This window comes from Kitasatospora sp. NPDC001660 (assembly GCF_053596725.1).
In genome coordinates this window covers 1-20460 of record NZ_JBSFGU010000066.1, presented here as the reverse complement: position 1 = coordinate 20460, position 20460 = coordinate 1, and the positions used below count along the sequence as shown (strand labels likewise).

The 20460-nt window shown below is 71.9% G+C and carries 15 protein-coding genes; 8 read left to right on the top strand and 7 right to left on the bottom strand.

The genetic code is table 11. The features are described 5' to 3' along the window. Window positions 1-13 precede the first annotated feature (13 nt). Both ACWCXH_RS36510 and ACWCXH_RS36505 read right to left on the bottom strand, forming a co-directional pair. Entirely contained in the window at window positions 14-6850 is a 6837-nt protein-coding gene (locus ACWCXH_RS36510; protein WP_449805815.1) for an SDR family oxidoreductase, read from the bottom strand. A gap of 481 nt (window positions 6851-7331) precedes the next feature. Further along, window positions 7332-7712 carry a MerR family transcriptional regulator gene (locus ACWCXH_RS36505; protein ID WP_449805814.1) on the bottom strand — a complete coding sequence of 127 codons (381 nt, stop codon included), beginning with the start codon at window positions 7710-7712 and terminating at the stop codon, window positions 7332-7334. 124 nt (window positions 7713-7836) lie between these two features. Between ACWCXH_RS36505 and ACWCXH_RS36500 the strand changes: the two genes are divergently transcribed. The 3 genes from ACWCXH_RS36500 (at window position 7837) to ACWCXH_RS36490 (ending at window position 10433) form a co-directional block, all read left to right on the top strand. Next, window positions 7837-8502: a class II aldolase/adducin family protein gene (locus tag ACWCXH_RS36500; RefSeq protein WP_449805813.1), complete on the top strand. Its 666-nt coding sequence runs from the start codon at window positions 7837-7839 to the stop codon at window positions 8500-8502. Further along, window positions 8499-8939 carry a carboxymuconolactone decarboxylase family protein gene (locus ACWCXH_RS36495; RefSeq protein WP_449805812.1) on the top strand — a complete coding sequence of 147 codons (441 nt, stop codon included), beginning with the start codon at window positions 8499-8501 and terminating at the stop codon, window positions 8937-8939. Before ACWCXH_RS36500 ends, ACWCXH_RS36495 begins: the two co-directional genes overlap by 4 nt. A 381-nt stretch (window positions 8940-9320) precedes the next feature. Next, complete coding sequence (locus ACWCXH_RS36490; RefSeq protein WP_449805811.1) at window positions 9321-10433, top strand: ABC transporter substrate-binding protein; 1113 nt, start codon at window positions 9321-9323, stop codon at window positions 10431-10433. 185 nt (window positions 10434-10618) lie between these two features. On the opposite strand, the gene ACWCXH_RS36485 is transcribed toward ACWCXH_RS36490, so the two are convergent. Beyond that, complete coding sequence (locus ACWCXH_RS36485) at window positions 10619-11608, bottom strand: phosphotransferase family protein (protein ID WP_449805810.1); 990 nt, start codon at window positions 11606-11608, stop codon at window positions 10619-10621. Window positions 11609-11956: 348 nt separating this feature from the next. Beyond that, window positions 11957-12628 (bottom strand): DUF4232 domain-containing protein, encoded by a 672-nt coding sequence (locus ACWCXH_RS36480; protein WP_449805809.1) that lies wholly within the window; start codon window positions 12626-12628, stop codon window positions 11957-11959. Window positions 12629-12970: 342 nt separating this feature from the next. Here ACWCXH_RS36480 and ACWCXH_RS36475 point away from each other — a divergent pair, with 342 nt between their 5' ends. After that, window positions 12971-13732 carry an SDR family oxidoreductase gene (locus tag ACWCXH_RS36475; protein ID WP_449805808.1) on the top strand — a complete coding sequence of 254 codons (762 nt, stop codon included), beginning with the start codon at window positions 12971-12973 and terminating at the stop codon, window positions 13730-13732. Between the two features lie 202 nt (window positions 13733-13934). Here ACWCXH_RS36475 and ACWCXH_RS36470 read toward each other — a convergent pair whose 3' ends face one another. After that, entirely contained in the window at window positions 13935-14474 is a 540-nt protein-coding gene (locus tag ACWCXH_RS36470) for a hypothetical protein (RefSeq protein WP_449805807.1), read from the bottom strand. A 126-nt stretch (window positions 14475-14600) separates the two neighbouring features. Next, window positions 14601-15023, bottom strand: a complete 423-nt coding sequence (locus tag ACWCXH_RS36465) for a pentapeptide repeat-containing protein (RefSeq protein ID WP_449805806.1) — start codon at window positions 15021-15023, stop codon at window positions 14601-14603. 342 nt (window positions 15024-15365) lie between these two features. Between ACWCXH_RS36465 and ACWCXH_RS36460 the strand changes: the two genes are divergently transcribed. Then, complete coding sequence (locus ACWCXH_RS36460; protein ID WP_449805805.1) at window positions 15366-15794, top strand: VOC family protein; 429 nt, start codon at window positions 15366-15368, stop codon at window positions 15792-15794. A gap of 154 nt (window positions 15795-15948) precedes the next feature. Here the strand turns inward: ACWCXH_RS36460 and ACWCXH_RS36455 are convergent, their stop codons facing one another. Continuing rightward, window positions 15949-16626 carry a GNAT family N-acetyltransferase gene (locus ACWCXH_RS36455; RefSeq protein WP_449805804.1) on the bottom strand — a complete coding sequence of 226 codons (678 nt, stop codon included), beginning with the start codon at window positions 16624-16626 and terminating at the stop codon, window positions 15949-15951. A gap of 80 nt (window positions 16627-16706) precedes the next feature. Here ACWCXH_RS36455 and ACWCXH_RS36450 point away from each other — a divergent pair, with 80 nt between their 5' ends. From ACWCXH_RS36450 to ACWCXH_RS36440, 3 genes are all read left to right on the top strand, one after another. After that, window positions 16707-16922, top strand: a complete 216-nt coding sequence (locus tag ACWCXH_RS36450) for a hypothetical protein (RefSeq protein ID WP_449805803.1) — start codon at window positions 16707-16709, stop codon at window positions 16920-16922. Between the two features lie 563 nt (window positions 16923-17485). Next, window positions 17486-18055 (top strand): hypothetical protein, encoded by a 570-nt coding sequence (locus ACWCXH_RS36445; RefSeq protein ID WP_449805802.1) that lies wholly within the window; start codon window positions 17486-17488, stop codon window positions 18053-18055. 788 nt (window positions 18056-18843) lie between these two features. Beyond that, complete coding sequence (locus tag ACWCXH_RS36440) at window positions 18844-20322, top strand: purine-cytosine permease family protein (RefSeq protein ID WP_449805801.1); 1479 nt, start codon at window positions 18844-18846, stop codon at window positions 20320-20322. Window positions 20323-20460: the final 138 nt, after the last annotated feature.

Sequence of the window (20460 nt, the reverse complement as noted above, 5' to 3'; positions counted from 1 at the left end):
TCCGTCAAGGGTGTCACCACCCGGAGGCGGTGTAGACGACGGCGCGGGTTCCCGGTTCGCCCCAGGCCAGTTCCCGCAGCAGCGCCAGCGTGCCGGCCTGCGGGTCGATCAGGTGGACGCCGCGGCGGGCGTAGTCCTGGGCGAGCTCGGGCGAGACCATCCCGCCGTGCCGGCCGGTCGGTGCCCAGGGGCCCCAGTGCACGGTCAGTGCCCGGTTGCCGGTGCGCTCCGCCCAGCGGGCGCCGGCCTGTTCGAGGGCGTCGTTGGCGGCCGCGTAGTCGCTCTGGCCCCGGTTGCCGAGGGCTGCTGCGATGCTGCCGAAGAGCACGGTGAAGCGCGGTGCGGACGGCAGCTCGCCCAGCGCGTCGAGCAGCGCGGCGCCGCCGTCCGCCTTGGTGGCGAACACCCGCTGGAAGGACGCGGGGTCCTTGTCGGCGAACACCCTGTCCTCGATCACGCCGGCCGCGTAGACGACGCCGTCCAGCCGGCCGTACTCGGCGTGGATCTCCTTGACGGCCTGCCGCAGCGCGGCGGGGTCGGCGGCGTCAGCGGTCCGGTAGCGGGCGGTGGAGCCCAAGTCCGAGAGTTCCCCGAGCGTGGCTGCGACCTCACGGCCGGCCAGCACGCGGGAGGCGGTGGCGTCGATCTGCGGCAGCGGGACGCCTTGGCGGGCGAGGACGCTGCGCAGCTCGGCCCGGTCGCGGGCGCCGGCGGTCACCAGATCCTCCGGGCCGCTGGGCGCGGCCGTGCGGCCCAGCAGTTCCAGCCGGCAGCGGGAGGCGGCGGCGAGGGCGGCGGCGAACCGTGCGGTGATGCCGCGGGCCCCGCCGACGAGCAGCACCACGGCGTCACGGTCCAGGCCCAGGACGGCGGCCTCCGCCACCCCGTCGCCGGCCGGCCCCGCCCCCCTGCCGGCCACCGCGCCCAGGCTCGCCTCCACCAGCGCGATGCCCTGACGTCCGGCCGGGCCGCGCAGCACCACCGGCTCGCGGTCCTCGGCCAGCAGCTCTCCGACCAGTGCGTCCGAAGCCTGCCGGGCGGGGTCCTCGATGTCGAGGAGCCGAACGGTGGTGTGCGGGTACTCGCGGGCCAGGCTGCGGAACAGTCCGCGCAGCCCGTCGCCCCGCCCGGTCGCCGCCCGGTCGTGGCCGGGGCTGCCGGGTGCGGTGGCCGGCCGGGCGGTCAGCAGCCAGCGGGGGCTGCGGGCAAGGGCGGCCTGCAGCACGGGCACGCTCGCGGGCAGCACCGGCGGCCCGTCCTCACGCAGCGGGTCCAGGAGCAGCACGCCGTCCACGGAGCCGTCCGCTACGGACAGTTCGTGTGTCGCCGCCAGGGGCAGCACGCTCGCGCCGAGCACGGCGAGCCGGGCGGTGAGGGCGTCGGCGGTGTGGTGGGCGTCGTCGCCCAGCAGGGCGAAGCGCTTGCCGGCCAGGGTTTCGGACGCCGCCGCGGGGTCGGGCAGCGCGGTGGTGGTGAAGCGCAGCCGCACCGGTTCGTGCCCTGCGACGCTCGGTGACCCGGTGGACCGCACGGCGGGGATCCGGGGCGTGGAGGGCTCGGCCGTGTCGGTGCGGGCGGTGAGCCAGCGGGCGATGGCCAGGGCCGTGCGGGCCCGGGTCAGCTCCTCGACCTGCGCGTCGTCCAGCTCCGGCACTGCGCCCGCACCGCCGCCGAGCCGTCGGGCCAGCAGACCCACGATCTCCGTCCGCTTGATCGAATCGATGCTCAGATCCGCTTCGAGGTCCAGCTCGGGCTCGATCATGTCCGCCGGATAGCCGGTCCGTTCACTGATCACCTCGACGACCACCCGCAGCATGTCGTCCACCCCGCCCGCCGCCACCTGCACCGGAACAGCGGCAGGAACCGGAGCCGGAGCCAGGGCGGGTGCCGGCTGCTCGTCGACGGCGACGGACGGCAGCGGCTGCGCCACGGCCGGCGTGCCCGTTCCTCCCGTCAGGTAGGTCATGAGGACGTCGCGCTGGGCCGCGATCAGTTCCCGGCTGCTGCGCAGGAAGTCCGCGATCAGCGCCTCACTCTCGGCGGATCCGGTGTGCGGGCCGGGCTGCTGGGTCGTCATCAGGGTCTCCGGTACGCGTCGGGCCGGCGCGAGCGCGCCGGGCAGAAGGTCTCCCGCGGCGGTACGCACCAGGTGGCCGTCCACCGTCCAGCCGGGGCGGCGCGGGGACTCGGCCCGCCCGGCCTCCACCGCGTCGCGGCCGCGCAGCAGGCGGCCGGTGCGGACCGGCACGCCCGCGACCGCCAGCTCCGCCAGCGCGTCGAGGTATCCGGCGAGTCCTCCGCGCCGCCGTTCGAGGGGGATCGCCCGGTGCGGCCGGTCGCCGAGGACGTCCGACACCAGGCGGGTGAGCACCGTGCCGGGGCCGGCCTCGACGAACACGCGGGCTCCGGCCCGGTACATGGCCTCGATCTGGTCCGAGAACCGCACGGGTGCGCCGATCTGGGCGGCGAGTTCGGCGCGGACGGCCGCCGGGTCCGACGGGTAGGCGGTGGCCGTCCGGTTCGACCAGACCGGGATTTCCGGGGTTCGCACGGTGCGGTCCGCCAGCGACGCGGCGAAGCGCCGGCCGGCGCCGGCGACCAACGGGCTGTGGAAGGCGCAGGCGACCGGCAGTCGCTTGACCCCGTACCCCGCCTCGCGCAGCAGCGCGCCGGCCGCGGCCACGTCGTCGGTCGCCCCGGAGATGACCGTCTGCCGCGGTGCGTTGCGGTTGGCCGTCACCACGCGTCCAGCCAGTCCCGCTGCCGTCAACACCTGCTCGACGGACCGGGCGTCGGCGGTCACGGCGGACATCGTCCCGGGGTCCGAGCCCTCGCCGACCGCGTCCAGGATGCAGCGGGCCCGCTCGGCGCTGAGCGCCGGCAGGTCCTCGGTGACGAGCGCCCCGGCCGCACACAGGGCGACCAGTTCGCCGTAGCTGTGGCCGCCGGCCAGGTCGGGACGTACACCGGCCAGTGCCAGCAGTTCGTGGGCCGCGAGGCCCGTCATGCCCAGGACCGGCTGCGCGACCCGGGTGTCGGTCACCGCGGCGCGCTGTCCTTCGCGGGCCTCGGGGGTGAAGGCGCTCGGCGGGTACAGCAGATCGGCGTACGCCCGTCCGAGCCGCAGCTGTCGCCGTACCTGCGGGAAGGCCGCGAAGAGTTCGGCGAACACGCCCGGCTTCTGGCTGCCCTGACCGGGGAAGAGGAACGCGACCTCGCCGTCGAGGCCGCTGTCCGGGTCGGCCAGGTGCAGCCCGGCGCCCGGCGCGTGCTCCTCGGCCACCGCCCGGCCCAGCAGGTCGACCAGTTCCGCGACGCTGGAGGCCACGATCGCGGCCTGCACCGGCCCGTGCCCCGTCTGCGCGCGCCGGGAGGCGGCCAGTGCCAGGTCGCGCAGCCGCCACGGCGCGCCGTCGGCCCGGGCGAGCCGCAGCAGTTCGGCCGCCCCGCGCAGCGCCCGTGCCCGGTCGCCGCCGCGGAAGGTGAACAGCTCCGCCGGCCACTCCTGCAGGCCGTGGGCCGGTGTCGGACCGGCGTAGCCGCGCAGCACGGTGTGGAAGTTGGTGCCGCCGAAGCCGAACGCGCTCACACCGGCGACCCGTTCGGCCGGCGGCTGGACCCACGGCCGGGCCTCGCCGTGGAACACGAAGGGGCCGTCGGCCTGCCAGGCCGCGTTGGGCCGGCGCAGGTGCAGGGTCGGGGGCTTGATGCCCGTGTGCAGTGCCATCGCCGCCTTGATCAGGCCCGCCAGGCCGGCCGCGCACTTGGTATGGCCGATCTGCGACTTGACCGAGCCCAGCACGCAGCTGCCCGGCGCGGCGCCGGCTTCGGTGAACACCGCCTCCAGGGTGGCCAGTTCGGTGCGGTCGCCGACCACCGTGCCGGTGCCGTGCGCCTCCACCAGGCCCACCCGGTCCGGCCCGATCCCGGCGTTGCGGTAGGCCCGCTCCAGCGCCGCGCGCTGCCCTTCGGGCCGCGGTGCCGTCAGTCCGAGCGAGCGGCCGTCGCTCGCGCTGCCGATGCCCTGGATGACCGCGTAGACCCGGTCGCCGTCCCGCTCGGCGTCCGCCAGCCGCTTGAGGACCACGCAGCCCACGCCCTCGCCCAGCACGATTCCGTCGGCGGACGCGTCGAAGGGGCGGGAGCGGCCGGTGGGCGAGAGCGCGTGCACGGAGGAGAACAGGAGGTAGTCGTTGATGCCGTTGTGCAGGTCCGCGCCGCCGCACAGGGCCAGGTCGCTGGTTCCGGTGACCAGTTCCCTGCACGCGACGTCCAGGGCCGCCAGCGAGGAGGCGCACGCCGCGTCCACCGTGAAGTTGCCGCCGCCCAGGTCCAGCCGGTTGGCGATCCGCCCGGAGATGACGTTGGCGAGCATGCCGGGGAAGGAATCCTCGGTCAGGACCGGCAGCTGCTGCGCGATCGGTTCGGGTACGCGGCCCAGGTAGGCCGGCAGGACCGCACCGAGCACGCCGGCGTTCGACAGGTCGCTGCCCGCCTCGGCGCCGAACACCACGCCGGCCCGTGACCGGTCGAAGGCCCGCCCGCCGTCACCGACCCCGCTGTCGTAGCCCGCGTCGACCAGGGCGCGGCGCGCGGCCTCCAGTGCCAGCAGCTGGACCGGCTCGATGCTGCCCAGCGCGGACGGCGGGATGCCGTAGGTCAGCGGGTCGAAGGGGATCCGGGGCAGGAAGCCTCCCCACTTGGAGGGGGTCGTGCCGCTCCCGCCGTCCTGCGCGTGGTAGACGGCCGGGTCCCAGCGTTCGACGGGGACCTCGGTGACCGCGTCCACTCCGCCCACCACGTTCGCCCAGAACGCGGGCAGGTCGGGGGCCTGCGGGAACATGCCCGACATGCCGATCACCGCGATCTCCAGCGGCGCCGGCCCGGGCGCGCACGCCACCTCGCCCTCCAGGCGCTCCAGCGCCTCAGCGGCACTGGCGGACAGGAAGGCGGCCGCACCGGTCGTGACGGCGGCGTGGAGTTCGCCGAGCGTCGTGGTGGCCGAGCGCAGGACCGCGACCTGCCCGGCCATGAACATCCCGCGTTCCAGTTGCTCCTGCTCGCCGACCGCGACCAGCCCCTCCGGGGCGCGGTCGACGCCCTTGCTGGCGACCCGTAGCCGTCCGACGTTCAGCTGCTCCAGACGCTCCCACGCCTCGCGGTCGGGCACGCCCTCGGCCCGCAGCCGCTCGCGGGCCGCCAGGAACTCCCGGGTGAAGGGGCTGGGCACGCAGCGGGTGGCGTGGCCCGGGGCGGTCTGGAGCAGTTCGGTCCCCTGCGCGGCCAGCACCTGCCGCTGGAACTGGGGCTGGACCGCGCCGAGCGTCACCGCCTCCTGGGTGAACAGGTAGGCCGTGCCCATCAGGAGCCCCGCCGCCACCCCGCGGTCCGCCAGCGGTGCGGCCATCGCGGCCACCATCGCCGCCGACCGCTCGTCGTGCACGCCCCCGGCGAACAGCACCTCGAACTGCGGCTGTCCCCCGGCCGTGTCGAGGAACTCCTCCAGGACCGCCAGCTGCGCCTCCCACAGCGGGAAGCTGTGCTGCGGCCCGACGTGTCCGCCGCACTCGGATCCCTCGAAGACGAATCTTCGCGCCCCGTCCTCCAGGAACTGCCGCAGCAGCCCCGGGGAGGGGACGTGCAGGAAGGTGCGGATCCCCGCCTCCTCCAGCACACGCGCCTGGGAGGGGCGGCCGCCGGCGATCACGGCGTGACTGGGCCGGGCGGCCAGTACCTCGGCCAGCTGGACGCTGCGCAGCTCCTCCGGCGCGAAACCCAGGACGCCTACACCCCAAGGGAGTTCACCAGCCGCGGCACTGGTGCGGGCGAGCAGGTCACGAGTGCCCTCGGCGCCGGTCAGCGCAAGGGCCACGAACGGGAGGGCCCCGGCTCCGGCGACCGCCGCGGCGAAGGCGGGTTGGTCGCTGACCCTGGTCATCGGACCCTGCGCCACCGGCAGTGCGGTCCCCAGTGCCCGGCTCAGCGGCGTCCGCAGGCCGAGCAGGGACGACGCCGCTCCTTCGGGCGCCACCGACCGGAGCCCCGCCAGCACGCTCTCCCGCACCGCGCGCACCGCCGCGGCCGCTGTCCTCCACCGGTCGGCGAACCTCTCGGCCAGGAAACCGTCCTGGCCGACCGTCAGAAAGGCTGTCGTGTCGCTGGGTTCGCCTCTTCGGGCGCGTCGCAGCACCCTGCGGCCGTCGACCACGCCGGTCTCGGAGCCGTCCATGCCGCGTACCGCGGCCGCGGCCTCGTCGGATATCGCGGACTCCGCGAGCAGGGCCAGCTGGCTGTCGAGGACCACACCCGCCGCTCCACCCGCCACCGCGGCGGTGGCGGTACGCGGTCCGATGCCGCCGCAGGCCCACACCGGCACGTCGATCCCGGGTGCCGCCAGCACCTGCTGCAGCAGGACGAAGGTGCTCAGATCCCCTACCCGGCCGCCGCTCTCGCAGCCGCGGACGATCAGTCCGTGGGCGCCGGCTCCCACCGCTGCCAGTGCCGCCGGCAGGTCCGTCACCTCGACCAGCACCCGGTAGGCGCTGGCAAGCCGCCCGAGGTCCCAGCCGCCGACCTCCGAATCCACCACCACGGTGTCCACGCCGGACTGCTCCGAAGAGCCCAGGTCATCCGGCACGAGCCGGCAGCCGGCACCCACCCGGACCCCGAACCGGCCCGGGCGCCGCTCGCGCAGGGCTGCGAGTTCCTCGCGCGCCCGCCGGTCGCCGGTCCCTAAGTCCAGCACTCCTAACGCGCCGGCTCGGCACACGGCCTCGGCGAGGGCGGCGTCCGGCTCCTGGAACGGGGTGATCCCTATGACCAGATCAGCCAGGGGAACAGTGGGCCTCATGGGTTCTCCGTAAAGTCACGGTGCAAGGGCCGGCCAATGACGTGACGCGCGTGCTGTCGGGATGCGAGGGCGCGTTTCTTCCTGAATGGAACGTCCGGGCTTGGGGGATGCTACCCAGCGGTAAGGCATCACAGGTTAAAGCTGAACATCATATACATGTCAAGAAGCGGGCGGGTGCGCAACGTGCGACGGATCGAGATCCTCCGGCTTGCAGGTGCAGCCGCCTGTGTGCTGACACTGTGTCAACGCGGCTTGCATGGAACGATGATGCGGCGCAAGGGAGTTGTGGCGGAAGGGGCTCGAGCGGCGTGCTGGTCGCCGCCATGAACGAGTGGCTGTGAGACGCCATCCGCTGAGATCGTGCGGCAGTGAACGCAGGACTTCCCGGAGGGTGGACGATCGAGCGGGTGCGCTCCGCACCAGGGGACCCCGGAGCGACCGGCGATCTCCGGGATGGCCCGCGCCGGCCGGGTCGGTGGAGCTACGGAGCTGATCGACGCCAGGTCGCCATCTGCTCCTGGAACGTGGGACAGGTGAGAATGTCCTGCTTGCTGCACTGCAGGGCGTGCGCCAGCAACTGGTGGGCGTGGTCGAGGTCGACCATGAGCTGTTCGATTTCGGCGAGCTTGGTCCGGATCATTGCCGCTCTGCGTGGCTGGTCCTCTTGGAACTCCCTGATCTGGGCGAGGGTCAGCCCGGCCTGCTGGCACTTGCGCAGCAGCACGATCCGCTCGGCGGCCTCCGGCGGATAGCGACGTTGCCCGCTCCGGCGTTCGGGTGTCGGCAGCAGGCCGTGGCGCTCCCAGAACCGGATGGCAGAGGCGGGCACTCCGGTGAGCTCGGCGAGTCGGCCGATCGTCATCAGCACGTCATTCCCCCGTTCGCACTCGGGCGCTTGACTTGAACCATAGTTCAAGTCGGAGGCTGCCGTTACGCAACCGGCGGCGCAACAGGGGCCGCCGGCCAGGAGACGTGGAGAGGCTGCGATGGCAGACACATCCGAACTGAACGACCCGGCTCACCAGCTCGTCGAGGCTGCCAGGCAGCTCTTCGTCGCGGGAGTGATGTCCCACTCCGGGCACGCCAACCTGAGCGTGCGGCTCGACGGCGGGCGCTTCCTGCTCTCCCCGGGGTGGGTGCGTGACCTGCGGTCCGAGCAGTTGGCGACGCTCAACCTCGACGGACAGGTCCTGGCCGGCGAACTGCAGTCCGCCGGCGCCGAGATCATCGCCATGCACAGCGTCGTCTACCGTGCCCGCCCGCAGGTGGGTGCGGTGATCCACACCCACTCGCCGGCGGCGACGGCCTTCGCGGTGGCCCACCGGCCGCTGCCGTGTCGCACCGAGCCGATGCTCCGCTTCGGGCAGGCCGAGGACGTGCCGGTGGTGCCCTGGGGGCCGCGCGGATCGGACGTCTCGGTCCGGGGCATCGCCGAGGTCCTGGAACGTCGCCCGACGACGGCCGCGGTCCTGCTGGCCAACCACGGCCTGCTGGTGTTCGGCGCCGACGCACAGGCTGCCGCCCACCTGGTGATGGCGATCGAGGAGAGCGCCGAGGCGGAGCTCGCGGCGCGGGCGCTCGGCGGGGCCGTGGACTTCCCCGACGGCGCCCTGGAGGCGGTCCGCGCGTCGATGGCCCGGGTTGCCTCATGACGCACGACGAGCGCATGACGGACGACGGCGGCAGGACGGGCGACGGCCTCGCCCAGCGCGCCGAGGTCCTGCGGGACCGCTACCGCTCGACGCTGGGCGCCGTCCCGCACGGGGCGGAGGACCGGCTGTATGTGGCCCGGACCCTCGGCCGACTCCACACGGAGGAGGCTTTCATGACCCTGCGGCACATCGTGCTGACCGACAACCCGCTCGGCGCACGGGTCCAACAACTCGTCCACTTCGGCCAGTTGCTGGCGCTCGGCCGCCCGGGTCCCGCCCGGATTCACGCCCGCGGAGCCTTGCACACGGGGGCTGGGCTCGCCGAACTCGCCGGAGTGGCCGAAACCGCGCTGCTCACCTCGGGCGCACCGGCCTATGCGCTCGGCATCGAGATCATCGGCGAACTCCTGCGGGGTGAGGGGGGCGCGGCAGGCTGAGCGGAGGCCCCCACCTCGGCCGTGCTGCCGGCCGATACTCCAGTGTGACCTCGCGACCACACGTTGGAGCCGGGTGGGAGCACCAGCGGCCACCGCGTGATCATCGGGGGTTGTGTGGACTCCTGAGGATCGTGCGGTGGCCGCGGGTCACGGTGGAGCGGATGCGGCCGATGGCATTGGCGACGCAGGTCGTCGGCGAGGGCCCGAGCCTTACCGACGGGGCGGAGTCGTACGAGCTCCTCGATGGTGCGGTCCTGCACCGCCTGGCCCACGGCACCGGCTGAAGCGCACCGCCGCCGCGCCGTCGGTGCCCTGACCGCGGCAGTCCCCGGGGCGTGTGCGGCGCTTGCGTGGCTCTGCCCCCACGGGGAGACTCCACGCATGACCACGCCACCATCGCCGTTCGGAACCCGGCAGACTGACGGGTCGTCCGTCAGGATCGGCGCCCTCGCGCCGCTGACCCGGCCCGGCTGGGTCGAGGCGGGCCGGCACCTGCTCGCCGGGCTCGAACTGGCCGTCCGCGAAGTCAATGACGCCGGTGGGATCCTCGGGAAACCGCTCGAACTGCTGGTCCGGGACACCGCGGCCGATCCGCGGCGGGCCGAGGCGGCCGTCGACGAGCTGGCCGGGCTGGGCGTGGCCGCCTTGGCCGGGGAGTACCACAGCGTCGTCGCCCGAGCCGTTGCCGCCAGGGCCGATGCCCTCGGCCTGCCCTACCTCTGCTCGTCGGCGGTGCTCGACGCGCTCACCGAGAAGCCGACCGCATGGGTCGCGCGGATGTGCCCGGCGCAATCCCACGGCTGGCGGGTCTACGCGGACTTCCTCCTCGGCGCCGGCCACCGTCGGATCGCCGTCGCAGCCCAGCCGAGTGTCTACTGGGCGTCGGGGACCCGCATCCTGCGCGAGCACCTCGCTCCGCGCGGCGGTACCGTCGTCGAACTCGACACGGGTGCCCTCGACCCCGCGGCCGTGTGCGAGGAACTCGTCCGCCACCGCGCGACGACGCTTCTCCTCCTGACCGGTGTCCCGGAGCCGACCGTGTCGGTGGTCAAGGCCGTTCGCGCAGACCAGCGCCTCGCCGGGACGCTGATCGGTGCTCCGGCGGGGCAACCGGAGTTCGCCGAATGGGCGGGGCTGCTCGGCGACGACGGCGCGGCGGTCCCGTTCCTGCGCTATCTGCCGGAGCGTCTCGGCCCGCTCGGCGCACGAGTCGGGACGGCCCTGCGCGAACGGCTGGGCCAGGCGCCCTCGTTCGTCGCCTTCGAGGGCTACGACACGGTCACCGTCCTCGCCGACGTACTGCGGTCGCACGGAGCGGACCGGGCGCGCATCGCCGACGCGTGGCCGAACGTCGACGTCGAGGGCACCCGCGGGCGGATCCGGTTCTCCCGCACCCCGGGCGTCAGCGTCTGGCAGTGGGCCTGGCCGCCCGTTCAGGTCGCCGACCGGGACCTGGCGGAACCCGGCCGCTTCCGGATCCTTCACGTCGGCTGAGGGGCACAGACCGGGCGGCCGCTACCAGCCGACCGTCCCGTCGCCGGGGAGCACCGGCCGGTGCATCGACCCGACCTCGGGTGGGCCGCCGGGGCGCCAGGGGTGACTCGTCCCAGGGGATGACTCATCACCCCGAACAGTAGCCATGGACATAAATAGCCACGGCGGCGCTGCGGTCCCGCTGCTCACCCGCTCGCCAACTCCAGCGCCTGCACCAGGTTGTACTCGGCGATCGCCGCCATGGCCTCCCGCGCGGGGAAGTCCCCGTCGAGCAGCCGCAGCGGTCCCGCGGTCAGGGACAGACGCTGCGCCAGCGTGTAGAGGGCCAGCCGGTCCTCGTCCAGCCCCTCCGCCGCCAGCGGTCGGTAGGAGTCGTGCAGGCGGATCCGCAGGAAGACGTGCTCCCACTCGACGTCGAAGTACATCGCGCCCTCGATGTCGATCAGCACCGGCCGCCCGTCCGGATCCACCAGCACGTGATCGGGTCCCAGTTCACCGTGCACGACCGCGTACTCCGCACGCGGCCGCACCGCTGCCGCCAGGCTCAGCAACCGCTCCTCCAGCCGGCCGGAGGCGTCCGCGATCCGGGGATCCCGCGAGGCCGCCTCTTCGAGGTCCCGCCGCGCCCGGTCCAGGACGACCGCTTCGCACGACGTCCCGCGCGACGTTCCCCCGCCGTCGACGACGGCCACCTTGCCGAACGTGGGCTCGCGGTGACGTCCCATCTGTTCCAACGCCTCCCCGAGCCGGGCCATGACCGGCCCTGCGGCACGCGAATCGCGCGTGAGCAGCGCCTCCAGGCTCTCGCCCCGGAGGTCCTCGACGATCGCCAGGTCGGCCGGGAAGTGGACGCGGTCGCGGTCGACGAACCGGATCGCCGGGACGCGGACACCGAGGCCGTCCAGCCGCGCGTGCGCCGCCTCGAACAGGCCGAGCCCGAGGCCGGGCGAGAACGGGTCGGTGATGTCCGCGTCGCCCTCGGCCGCCGGCCAGTAGTTCTCATCGGCGTCCCACACGTAGGCGATCGCCGTCGTCGCATCGTCCATCACCAGGCGGTACACGCCCTTCTTGCTGCCGCCCGCGACCCGCTCGACCGCCTCCAACCGCCGCCCGCCACCAAGTGCAGCCCGCGCCGCACCAGCCAACCGCTCCCGCGCCCCTGCCTTGGGTGCCACGTCCCGACCCGCCCCTCCGTCACGACGAACCTACGCACCCTACGGGAGCTGCGCCGCAGGCCACTGGGCGAAGTCGTGCACACGAACGAGCCTCACTCCGTGCAGCGCGGTGCGATCGCCTGGCGGGGGACAAGGCCAGGGTCGCGTGCTGAACCACCCCTGGCGGTGAAGGGGGCCGGCGGACAAGCCGCTGCGGCTGAGAGAGGCAGCCTCGGCGGCCACCATGACGACTGCCCGACCAACGGCGAGGGCCCGGACATGGGTGGCGCCCCTGTTCCGCATGACAGAGAGATCCCGGCCCCGCACCGGCGCCTTGATCAAGTCGAGCCGGCGGGTTCCTTGCGGGCCTCAGGAGGCGAAGACCACGCCCTGGCTGATCGGCTGGAGGGAGCCGACCGTGAAACCGGCGGCGGACACGGTCAGCACTTGCCGGACCGGCTTGCCGTCGGTGCCGATGAGGTTGGCGGTGAGCTGGGTGGTCTCGTCGGGCGGGGTGATGGTGATGCCGCCCAGAACCTTGCAGGTCGGATCGGCCTTGTCGCAGGAGGACCACTTGAGGCCGGAGAACGCCGAGACGCCCGGCTTGAGGCTGACCTCGACCGGCTGCCCGGGGTGGGCGACCCGTGAACTGCCGGTCGCCACCGGGCCGTTGTCGGCCAGCAGACCGCCGTAGCCGAGGTAGCCGTAGACCGTGCAGGTGCGCGAGCTCGTGTTGGTGAGCATCACCATCGCGGTGGGTGCAGCGGGGAGGGGCTGCATCTGGATGTCCGCCTTGAGGTCGGCCGTGTGGCAGCGGTCCGAGGCCTTCCCGCCGGGCGACGCCGGCGCTGCGGGCGTGACCGCCGCGCCGGACCCACCGGAAGCGGCCGGCTTCGCCGAGGCCCCGGCCGCCCCGGCCCCGCCCGATCCCGCTGCTCCCGAGGCCGCCGACGTCGAGGACACGTCGTCGTTGCACGCCGCCGCCCCCAGCCCCAGCGCCAGCACCGTCGCCGCCACCGCCACGCTCCTGCCCACCTGCATGGTCCATCCCCTGGCTCAGCGGACGGTATTCGGTCACCCGTCCGATCACCCCTCAGGACGCCCCGCTCTCGCCCACCAGTTCGCCTCGTTCCGTCCCGGGGGCGTAACAGCCGTGCCACCGGAGCGAAACGCCGACGGCCGCCCGGCGGCCGCCGGTAGCCGGGACAGCGTCAGGCGGTCGGCAGGTGCCCGCCGTGGAAACGCGGAGCGCTTGATCGGGGTGAGCTGTGATCGGTGTCGCGGTCGACCTGTGCGGCTGTGCGGGAGGCAGCCCGAGGCCGTCTGATGCAGGCTGGCAGCATGGGTCTCACGGGTGCGGACGACGCAAGGGCAGGGAACTCCGTGGCCGAAAGCGGCGTGGCGCTGTCGGGGTGTGTTGCGCTGGTGACGGGTGCGTCCAGCGGTATCGGAGCTGCCACTGCCCTGGCGCTGGCCCGGGAGGGGGCGGCGGTGGCGCTGGTGGCCCGCAGCACCGAAAGGCTGAAGGAGCTGGCAGCCGTGATCCGGTCCCACGGCGGCTCGTGCGCCGTCATCAGCGCCGATCTGCGTGACACCGTACGGGCCCGGGACACCGTCGAGGAGGCCGCCGAGCGCCTGGGACGGCTGGACGTGCTGGTGAACAACGCCGGCTACGTCGCGATGGGGGCTGTCGAGGAGGTCGGCGCCGAGGAGGTCGACCGGATGGTCGAGCTCAACCTGACGGCTGTCCTCCACCTGTCACAGGCGGCGTTGCCGCACCTGCTGCGTGCCGCGGCAGGCGGCCCGCGCAAGGTCGCCGACCTGGTCAACGTCAGCTCGGCTGCGGGCCGTGTGGTGCGCCGCGGCAACGGCGTGTACTCGGCGACGAAGCACGCGGTGTGCGCGTTCAGCGAGGTCCTGCGCCAGGAAGTGACCCGGCGCGGCGTCCGGGTGGGCGTGATCGAGCCAGGGCTGACCTCGACGCACATGGCGACCGGCCCCGGGCTCGCCTCGGCCCGCGGCATGGCGCAGGAGTCCTGGCTGCGGGCGGAAGACGTCGCCCGCTCCATCGTCTTCATGGTCACCCAACCCCCGCACGCCGCGATCAACGAGATCATGGTGCGCCCGACGGCCCAGGAACACTGACCCCAGCCGACGGCCCGGCCCTCACCGACTGGCCGGCGGAGCGGGGCCTGACCGGATCCCGCACGGTCCAAGAGCAATGAACGCCGCGGAGGACCAGCGCCGGACGCGCGGGGGGCGGTGCGTGCCGTTCGGTTATGCCCTGGGTCGGTGGGCAGTCGCCTCCGCAAAATCATCCGCGGTCATGCACGATGGGCCAGCCGGGCTACGCGACCGAATGTGTCACCGTTCCGGTGTAGGTGCCGTTCACCGCGCTGGCAGGGATCGCGACGACGAGCGTGGGGTTCCACGTCGCGGAGTTGTTGCCGGTGCCCCCGGTGAGGCTGTAGGCGGTGCGGCTGACGTTGAGGCTCTGGGCTTGGGCGGCCGTGGCCTGGCCGGGCGTGAAGACGCCCAGGCCGGTCGTGGAGCTCGCGGTTCCCGACCAGTAGGAGACCGCGCCGGCCGGGATCGTCTCTGCGGCCGTGCCGCCGCCCGTCTTAAAACTGGTGGAGATCGCGGACGCGGTCCAGGCCGCCGTGAGCAGGGCTCGGGAGTCGGTGACCGTGACATTGCCCAGTTGTCCGCTGATGGAGTTTCCGGGCAGTCCGCTCCCCAGGCCCACCGGGCCGGCGGGGACCGAGATCGCTAACGAACCACCCGAGACGGAGAACGTGACCGTCGTGTCTCCGGGCGCGGCGCTGGCCACTCCGGTGCTGGCGACAACCATCGCGGCCCCGGCGGCCACGGAATATCGGATACGCATGGGTTCTCCTTTGGCGTCCATGCCCGGAACAGCAACCGTCCGGCGCAACCCGCCCTGTGGGGAGTGGCGGAGCTGGCCATTGGTCCGGGCGTACTGAGCTTCCGTCCCAATCGAACTCACTCTTTGTCAGCTCCTGAAGGGCTGGGCCCCGAGACCGCGCGTCTTGTCAGGGAGACGACCCCGAGGCCCACAAGTACAACGTAGCGATGGCCCACGGCAACGCCTCCCGGGACACTCCGCCCCGATTATCAGATCACCCGACAAGTGACTCCCGTTGCCCCCCCTGCGTCCGCACGCAGCGCAGCCGCCGGACCCCGTCATCACCGGCGACCGGAGGAACCTCACGCCGCCGAACCCGGCGACGCCGGAGAACTCCGCTCTGCTGAACCTGGCGCCGCCGGTGAACGTCGCCCCGCGGAACCCGGCGTCGCCGGAGAACGTCGCCCCGTCGAACCTGGCGTCGCCGGAGAACGTCGCCCCGTCGAAGTTGGCGTCTCCCAGCCTGGGCGCCTTGGTGGAAGGCTCCCGGACCGACTCAAGGAGTGCCACGAGCAGACGTTCGGTGAACGGGGTGCCCCGGTGGTCACCTCGATGAAGATCACGGTCATCGGAGCCACAGGCGTGGCTCGCGCAGCGTCAGCGAGGCCGAGAGCCGGAGACAAGCGCTTACCTTGAGGGCGTAGGCCACGTCTCCCAGGTGGGGGCGCCGCCGCACGGGACAGGTGGAAAATTGGTTGAGCCCCGAGTGATCACGTGGCAGGCTCGCCAGCCTTGACGGAGATCACCAAGTTGCACGATGACGGGGGTGGACATCGATGCATCCCTGGTGGCGTGTCTGCTCTCCACCCCGCGACGACATCCGGGCTTTGGTGAACAGTACGTGGAGGGCTGATGGCATCGATCAAGCAGTTCCAAGTCACCTTCGACTGCGCAGAACCTGAGCGCCTCGCTCGTTTCTGGTGCGAGGTGTTGGGGTACGTCGTGCCGCCGCCACCGGAGGGGTTTGCCACTTGGGACGATTTCAAGCGTTCGCAGCCTCCTGAGCAGCGGGATTCATGGTTCGCCTGTAGCGATCCCTCAGGTGTGGGCCCGCGACTGTACTTCCAGCGCGTCCCCGAAGGGAAGGCCGCCAAGAACCGGCTGCATCTCGACGTGCGGGTCGGCACCGGGCTCGTAGGTGAAGAGCGCCTCGCCGCACTTGAGGCCGAATGTGCACGACTGGTCCCGCTCGGCGCGGTACACGTGCGAACGCTGTATGACGGCAATGATTCGTGCATCCCGATGCTGGACATCGAGGGCAACGAGTTCTGCATCGACTGAGGGGCCGCGAACGTGTCCTCGTTCCGGCCCCATGGGCCAGGACGAGGAACCGCCTCCGACCTGTCAGGGCGCCGTGGTGCAGGTCGCCGGATCAGGCGCTCGGGACGGGTGAGCCGTCCAGCGTGGAGGTGGTTGGTGAGCCCGCGAGGGCCGGTCAGTGAAGCGTGTCGGGCAGTTCGTGGGTCTTGTCCGTCAGACCGAGCAGGGGCAGACAGGCGCTGAGTCCGTCGATCGAGACGTCGGCTCGCTGGTGCTCCTCCCACCGTGCGCGGGAGAGCCGCAGTCGGCGCATGACGGTGGCCTGGCCGCGCACGGTGAGGTGCTCGATGCCGTCTGGTTCATAGCCGAGCTTGCTGGACACCCGAAACGATGACGGATTGTCCGCGAAGGCGCCAGAGGTTGCCTCGGCTGCTTCCAGCCCTGCGAACGCCAGGTGGAGGACGGCTGCGCGCATTTCGGTGCCGATGCCTCGTCCCTGGTGCCGAAGGCCGATCCAGGAGCCGGTGTTGACCTCACGCAGGGCCGCGTAGTGACGGGCGGCGATCGTCTGCAGACCGACGATCTGGCCGTGCTCGAAGACCGCGAGGTTCAGCGCCCAGTTGTCCGGGGTCCAGTCGCCGAGGCGGAGCCAGTGGTGCTGCACCACCGAGCGTGCTCGTTCCCGGGGAGGCAGATCTGTCCAGGGGACGGAGAAGGGCATGTGGTCGGGATCGTGGACGCCTTCCGCCGCAAGGTTGGCCAGCTCGGAGAGTTCCTCACCCGAGGGCAGGCGGAGTTCCAGCCGAGGCGTGGTCAGTCGAAGTCCGAGCAGAGGCCAGTGGTCGATGAGCATGAGTCATTCTGTGGGACTGACGGGGCTCCGCTCACCTTGTTTTCGCCGAGCGGAGGCGCGCTGACCGAGATGTCGTCGCCGTGTCGCGCCCCGAGCGCGACGGCCGGATCACGGCGTTCTCCGAGCGCGCCCTGGACGTCGCTACCGTCGGCCTCCTCACGAAGGCGGGCATCGGTGCCGTCGAAGGACCGGTGAACGGGCTGCGCCCGTGCCGGGCCTCGGGATCGGCCGCGGAGAGGACCCGGTCCCAGGCCGCCTTGCGGGCGATCCGGAGGACCTTCCCGTCCACCGGCTGAACCGTTGCCCTCCTTGCCGCCCGCCGAGCTGCCCGAGCTCGTGACTGTCTTGCAAACGTGCTTCGTCGATGGTTTGGCACCGAACTCTGTGACGTGAGGTCAAGTCCTTCGGTCACGTCCTGTGCCCTTGCTCGACCGTGGCCGATTCGCGCCAGGATGGCTGAAACCAGCGACTCCTTCACGTGATTCAGGACACTGCCGATTGCGCTCCGTAATCGTCGATCGTGGACGCTCTAAGTGGGGCGTTGAGATGTCCTTCCGTATGGTCACCCACCGTGCAGCCGGAGTGGCGGAACCTCGCCTGACCTCTGGGCTTCGCCCGCAGTGATCTTGTATGGTCGTCTTCGCGCGGCAGGACCGAGGGGCTGTCGCGGCACAGAGTTGACCGAACTCATCGACTGCAGCGATGGGTGGCCAACTTTCAGCCGGGGGATTTTCTGACGACCTGACCGTGCACTGGTGAGTCGTTTCTTTAATTCGCAGAAGGCGAATTCTTTTCTAGGGGGACAAGTATGAACACGTCTAGCCGTCGGTCCATCCGGACTCTTGTGGCCGGACTCGCCGTGAGCGCCGCCATCGTCTCCGCGGCGCCCAGCGCCTTCGCGGTCGATGCGATCTCCGGCGACGCGAAGACCGTGGCGTCTTCGACGCAGTCCACCAGCGGGGTGACGTCGTTCGGGGACGCGGTCGCCAAGCCCGGACAGCTGACGACGTTCTACCGGGACACCCAGTGGCAGCTGGCGGTTCCGACCGGCTCCACCGTCCGGGCCACCGCCGGGGGCGGCATCGAGTTCGTCGACGCCAGTGGCGCCGTCACCGGTGCGTACGCGCCGGCTCCCATGGCCGATGCGTCCGGTGTCACCCACCAGATAACCTGGACCATCGAAGGCACCACGCTCCGTCAGCACGTGGACATCACGACCGCGTCGGTGCAGGGCTCGCTCAGGCCGGAGCACCACGTCCAGCCCCGCGGCTTCTGGGACTGCGTCACCAAGACCGGCAAGGGCGGCATGGCTGGTGGCCTGGTGACCGGTTGCGTGGCCGGGGCGGAGACCGGCTGCCTGCCCGGTGCGGCCGTCGGTGGCTTCGCCGGCGGGCTGGGTGGCATCGCCACTGGGATCTTCACCTGCTGACAGGTAACCGAACAAGGGGAGGCAACCGATGGACAACCAGGGACATGGGCAGCGGGGCGGTTCCGCCACGCTAATCGCGGTGGTACTCGCCTCCGTCGTGTCCGCCGTGGTCTCCCGCGGCCTCTCCAGCGGGCCCGGGCTTGTGGCGAGCGTCGTCATCGGAGCTGTCGTGGGCGCGGCCGCACGCTGGTTGCTGTACCGCGCGCGACTTCGCGGCGACGTTGACGCGCACCGGCAGTCCTAGGCAGCGCACACAATGGTCAGGGGTACCGGGCAGTCTCCGGTACCCCTGACCGCGTCTACAGCGAAGCCCGCACGGGTCTCGGCGACGGCGCCGAAGAACAGTAGCCGGACCCCCGGCTACAAGAAGCAGACAACATCTGTGTCTGACACTCGACGCAGCTGAAGCCACAGACGCCTGCTGGCGAGCAGCTTGTTCAACTGCCGCCAGGTTCCGGTGGGGTCGGGCCGCTGACGACCGCACACGGTCGCCGGCGGCCCGACCCCCGTTTCCTTTGGCCTCGGAGGCGAGGCGAGCCGCGGTGGCGCGGCGGCAGGCGAGCCCGCCCGAGGCTGAGGGACGCGAGGCGTTCGGCCTCGCCTCGCGCAGGACGCCGAAAGACCGCCCGAGCGCCCGACCGTCTGCCACCGTCGGCGAGCAACCACATCAATCGGGTCACATCTGGAACAACGTAGGATGATTCAACTCCCGCGCTACGCGCGAAGAGTTCCATAAATATTCCATTTGTCTGATTCACCTCCCGCTTCACATGCACGGAGTCACCCTCATGGACAACCCGTCCACCGCCGACACCGACGGCGCGATAGAGACACGCGGTATCGAACCCGTCCCCGACCACGAGCGCGGGGGCAGAGTCCGCGAGCTCTTCCCGACCTGGGTCGCGGCGAACATCAGCGTCCTGCTGCTCACCATGGGTGCCGCCCTGGTGGTGTTCAATCAGCTGAACTTCTGGCAGGTCCTGATCGTCGCCGCGTGCGCCGCGCTCGTCTCGTTCGGCATGGTCGGCGTGCTGTCGGTCTCCGGGAAGTGGGGCGGGGCGCCGGGCGCGACCCTCTCGCGGGCCACCTTCGGGGTGCGCGGAAACCTCTTCCCCGGCGCGATCCTCTGGATCGCCCGGTTCGGCTGGGAGACGATCAACGCCGTCACCGGTGCCTACGCCGTGCTGACGGTCCTTGACCTGCTCTTCGGCGTCAAGAGCAACACCGCGCTGATCGTCATCACGCTCTTCGCCTTCGTCGCCTGTACCTTCCTGGTCTCCGGCATGGGTCGGAAGGCGCTGAACGTCTGCAACACCTGGTCGACGTACCTCTTCGGCGTCTTCAGCGTCCTGGTGCTGGGCTACCTGATCGCGACCATGCACTGGAGCGAGGTCTTCGCCAAGCCCGCGGGTACCACCGCGATGATGATCGCCGGCATCGGGACCATCGCCGCCGGTGGCATCAGCTGGGTCCCCACCGGCCCGGACTTCGCCCGCTACCTGCCGCACGCCGCCTCCGGCAGGAAGATCGTCGGCGTGACGGTTTCCGGTGCCGGCCTGGTGATGGTGCCGATGGTGCTGATGGGCGCCGTGATGGCGGTGGCCTCGCCCGGCCTGGCGCAGGCCGCGGACCCGGTCTCCTTCCTCGGTGACCTGCTGCCGACCTGGCTGGCCGTGCCCTACCTGCTGACCGCGATCGTGGGCATGCTGCTGATCAACAGCCTCTCCATGTACTCGGCCGGCTTCACCGCGCAGACCATGGGTGTCAGGCTGCCGCGCGCCCTGGCCGTCAGCATCAACGCCGTGATCTCGCTGGTCGGCGGCCTGCTGCTGATGCTGGTCGCCAAGAGCTTCCTGGGCTCGTTCATCACCTTCCTGATCCTGCTCGCCGTCTCCTTCTCGGCCTGGATCGGCGTCTACGCGGTGGACATGTTCCGGCGCCGGTCGCGTGCGGTGCGCTACGACGCCGCCGCGCTGATGGACACCAGCAGGAACAGCCGGTACTGGTACGCGGGCGGCTTCTGCTGGCAGGCGATGGTGTCCTGGGTGCTCGCGCTGCTGATCGGGCTCGCCTTCACCAAGTGCGACTGGTTCGCCGGCCCGCTCTCCGGCACTCCCGTCGGCAGGTACGGGCTCGCCTGGGCAGCGACCATCGTGATCTCCGGCGTGATCATGGCCGTGCTCCCCGCGCCCCGGGAGAACACCTCCGCCACCGCCGAGCAGCCCGCCGGCCTCCGGACGGAGCGGACCGAACGGGTCACCGTCTGACCGCGCGACGCGAACGTCCGCACGCCCGGACGCCCCGGACCGCCTGGTCGCCGGCGCCCCCGAGGGCTGACCCCGGAACAGGGCCCTCAGGACATGGCCTTCGCCCTGATATGAGGGGCTCGGCTTCTCCGCTGTAGA

Coding starts and splice junctions, on each gene's coding strand:
- ACWCXH_RS36470 (WP_449805807.1), bottom strand. CDS start 14,474: ATGCGTATCCGATATTCCGTGGCCGCCGGGGCCGCGATGGTTGTCGCC.
- ACWCXH_RS36460 (WP_449805805.1), top strand. CDS start 15,366: ATGGCATCGATCAAGCAGTTCCAAGTCACCTTCGACTGCGCAGAACCT.
- ACWCXH_RS36505 (WP_449805814.1), bottom strand. CDS start 7,712: ATGACGATCGGCCGACTCGCCGAGCTCACCGGAGTGCCCGCCTCTGCC.
- ACWCXH_RS36510 (WP_449805815.1), bottom strand. CDS start 6,850: ATGAGGCCCACTGTTCCCCTGGCTGATCTGGTCATAGGGATCACCCCG.
- ACWCXH_RS36440 (WP_449805801.1), top strand. CDS start 18,844: ATGGACAACCCGTCCACCGCCGACACCGACGGCGCGATAGAGACACGC.
- ACWCXH_RS36455 (WP_449805804.1), bottom strand. CDS start 16,626: ATGCTCATCGACCACTGGCCTCTGCTCGGACTTCGACTGACCACGCCT.
- ACWCXH_RS36490 (WP_449805811.1), top strand. CDS start 9,321: ATGACCACGCCACCATCGCCGTTCGGAACCCGGCAGACTGACGGGTCG.
- ACWCXH_RS36495 (WP_449805812.1), top strand. CDS start 8,499: ATGACGCACGACGAGCGCATGACGGACGACGGCGGCAGGACGGGCGAC.
- ACWCXH_RS36480 (WP_449805809.1), bottom strand. CDS start 12,628: ATGCAGGTGGGCAGGAGCGTGGCGGTGGCGGCGACGGTGCTGGCGCTG.
- ACWCXH_RS36500 (WP_449805813.1), top strand. CDS start 7,837: ATGGCAGACACATCCGAACTGAACGACCCGGCTCACCAGCTCGTCGAG.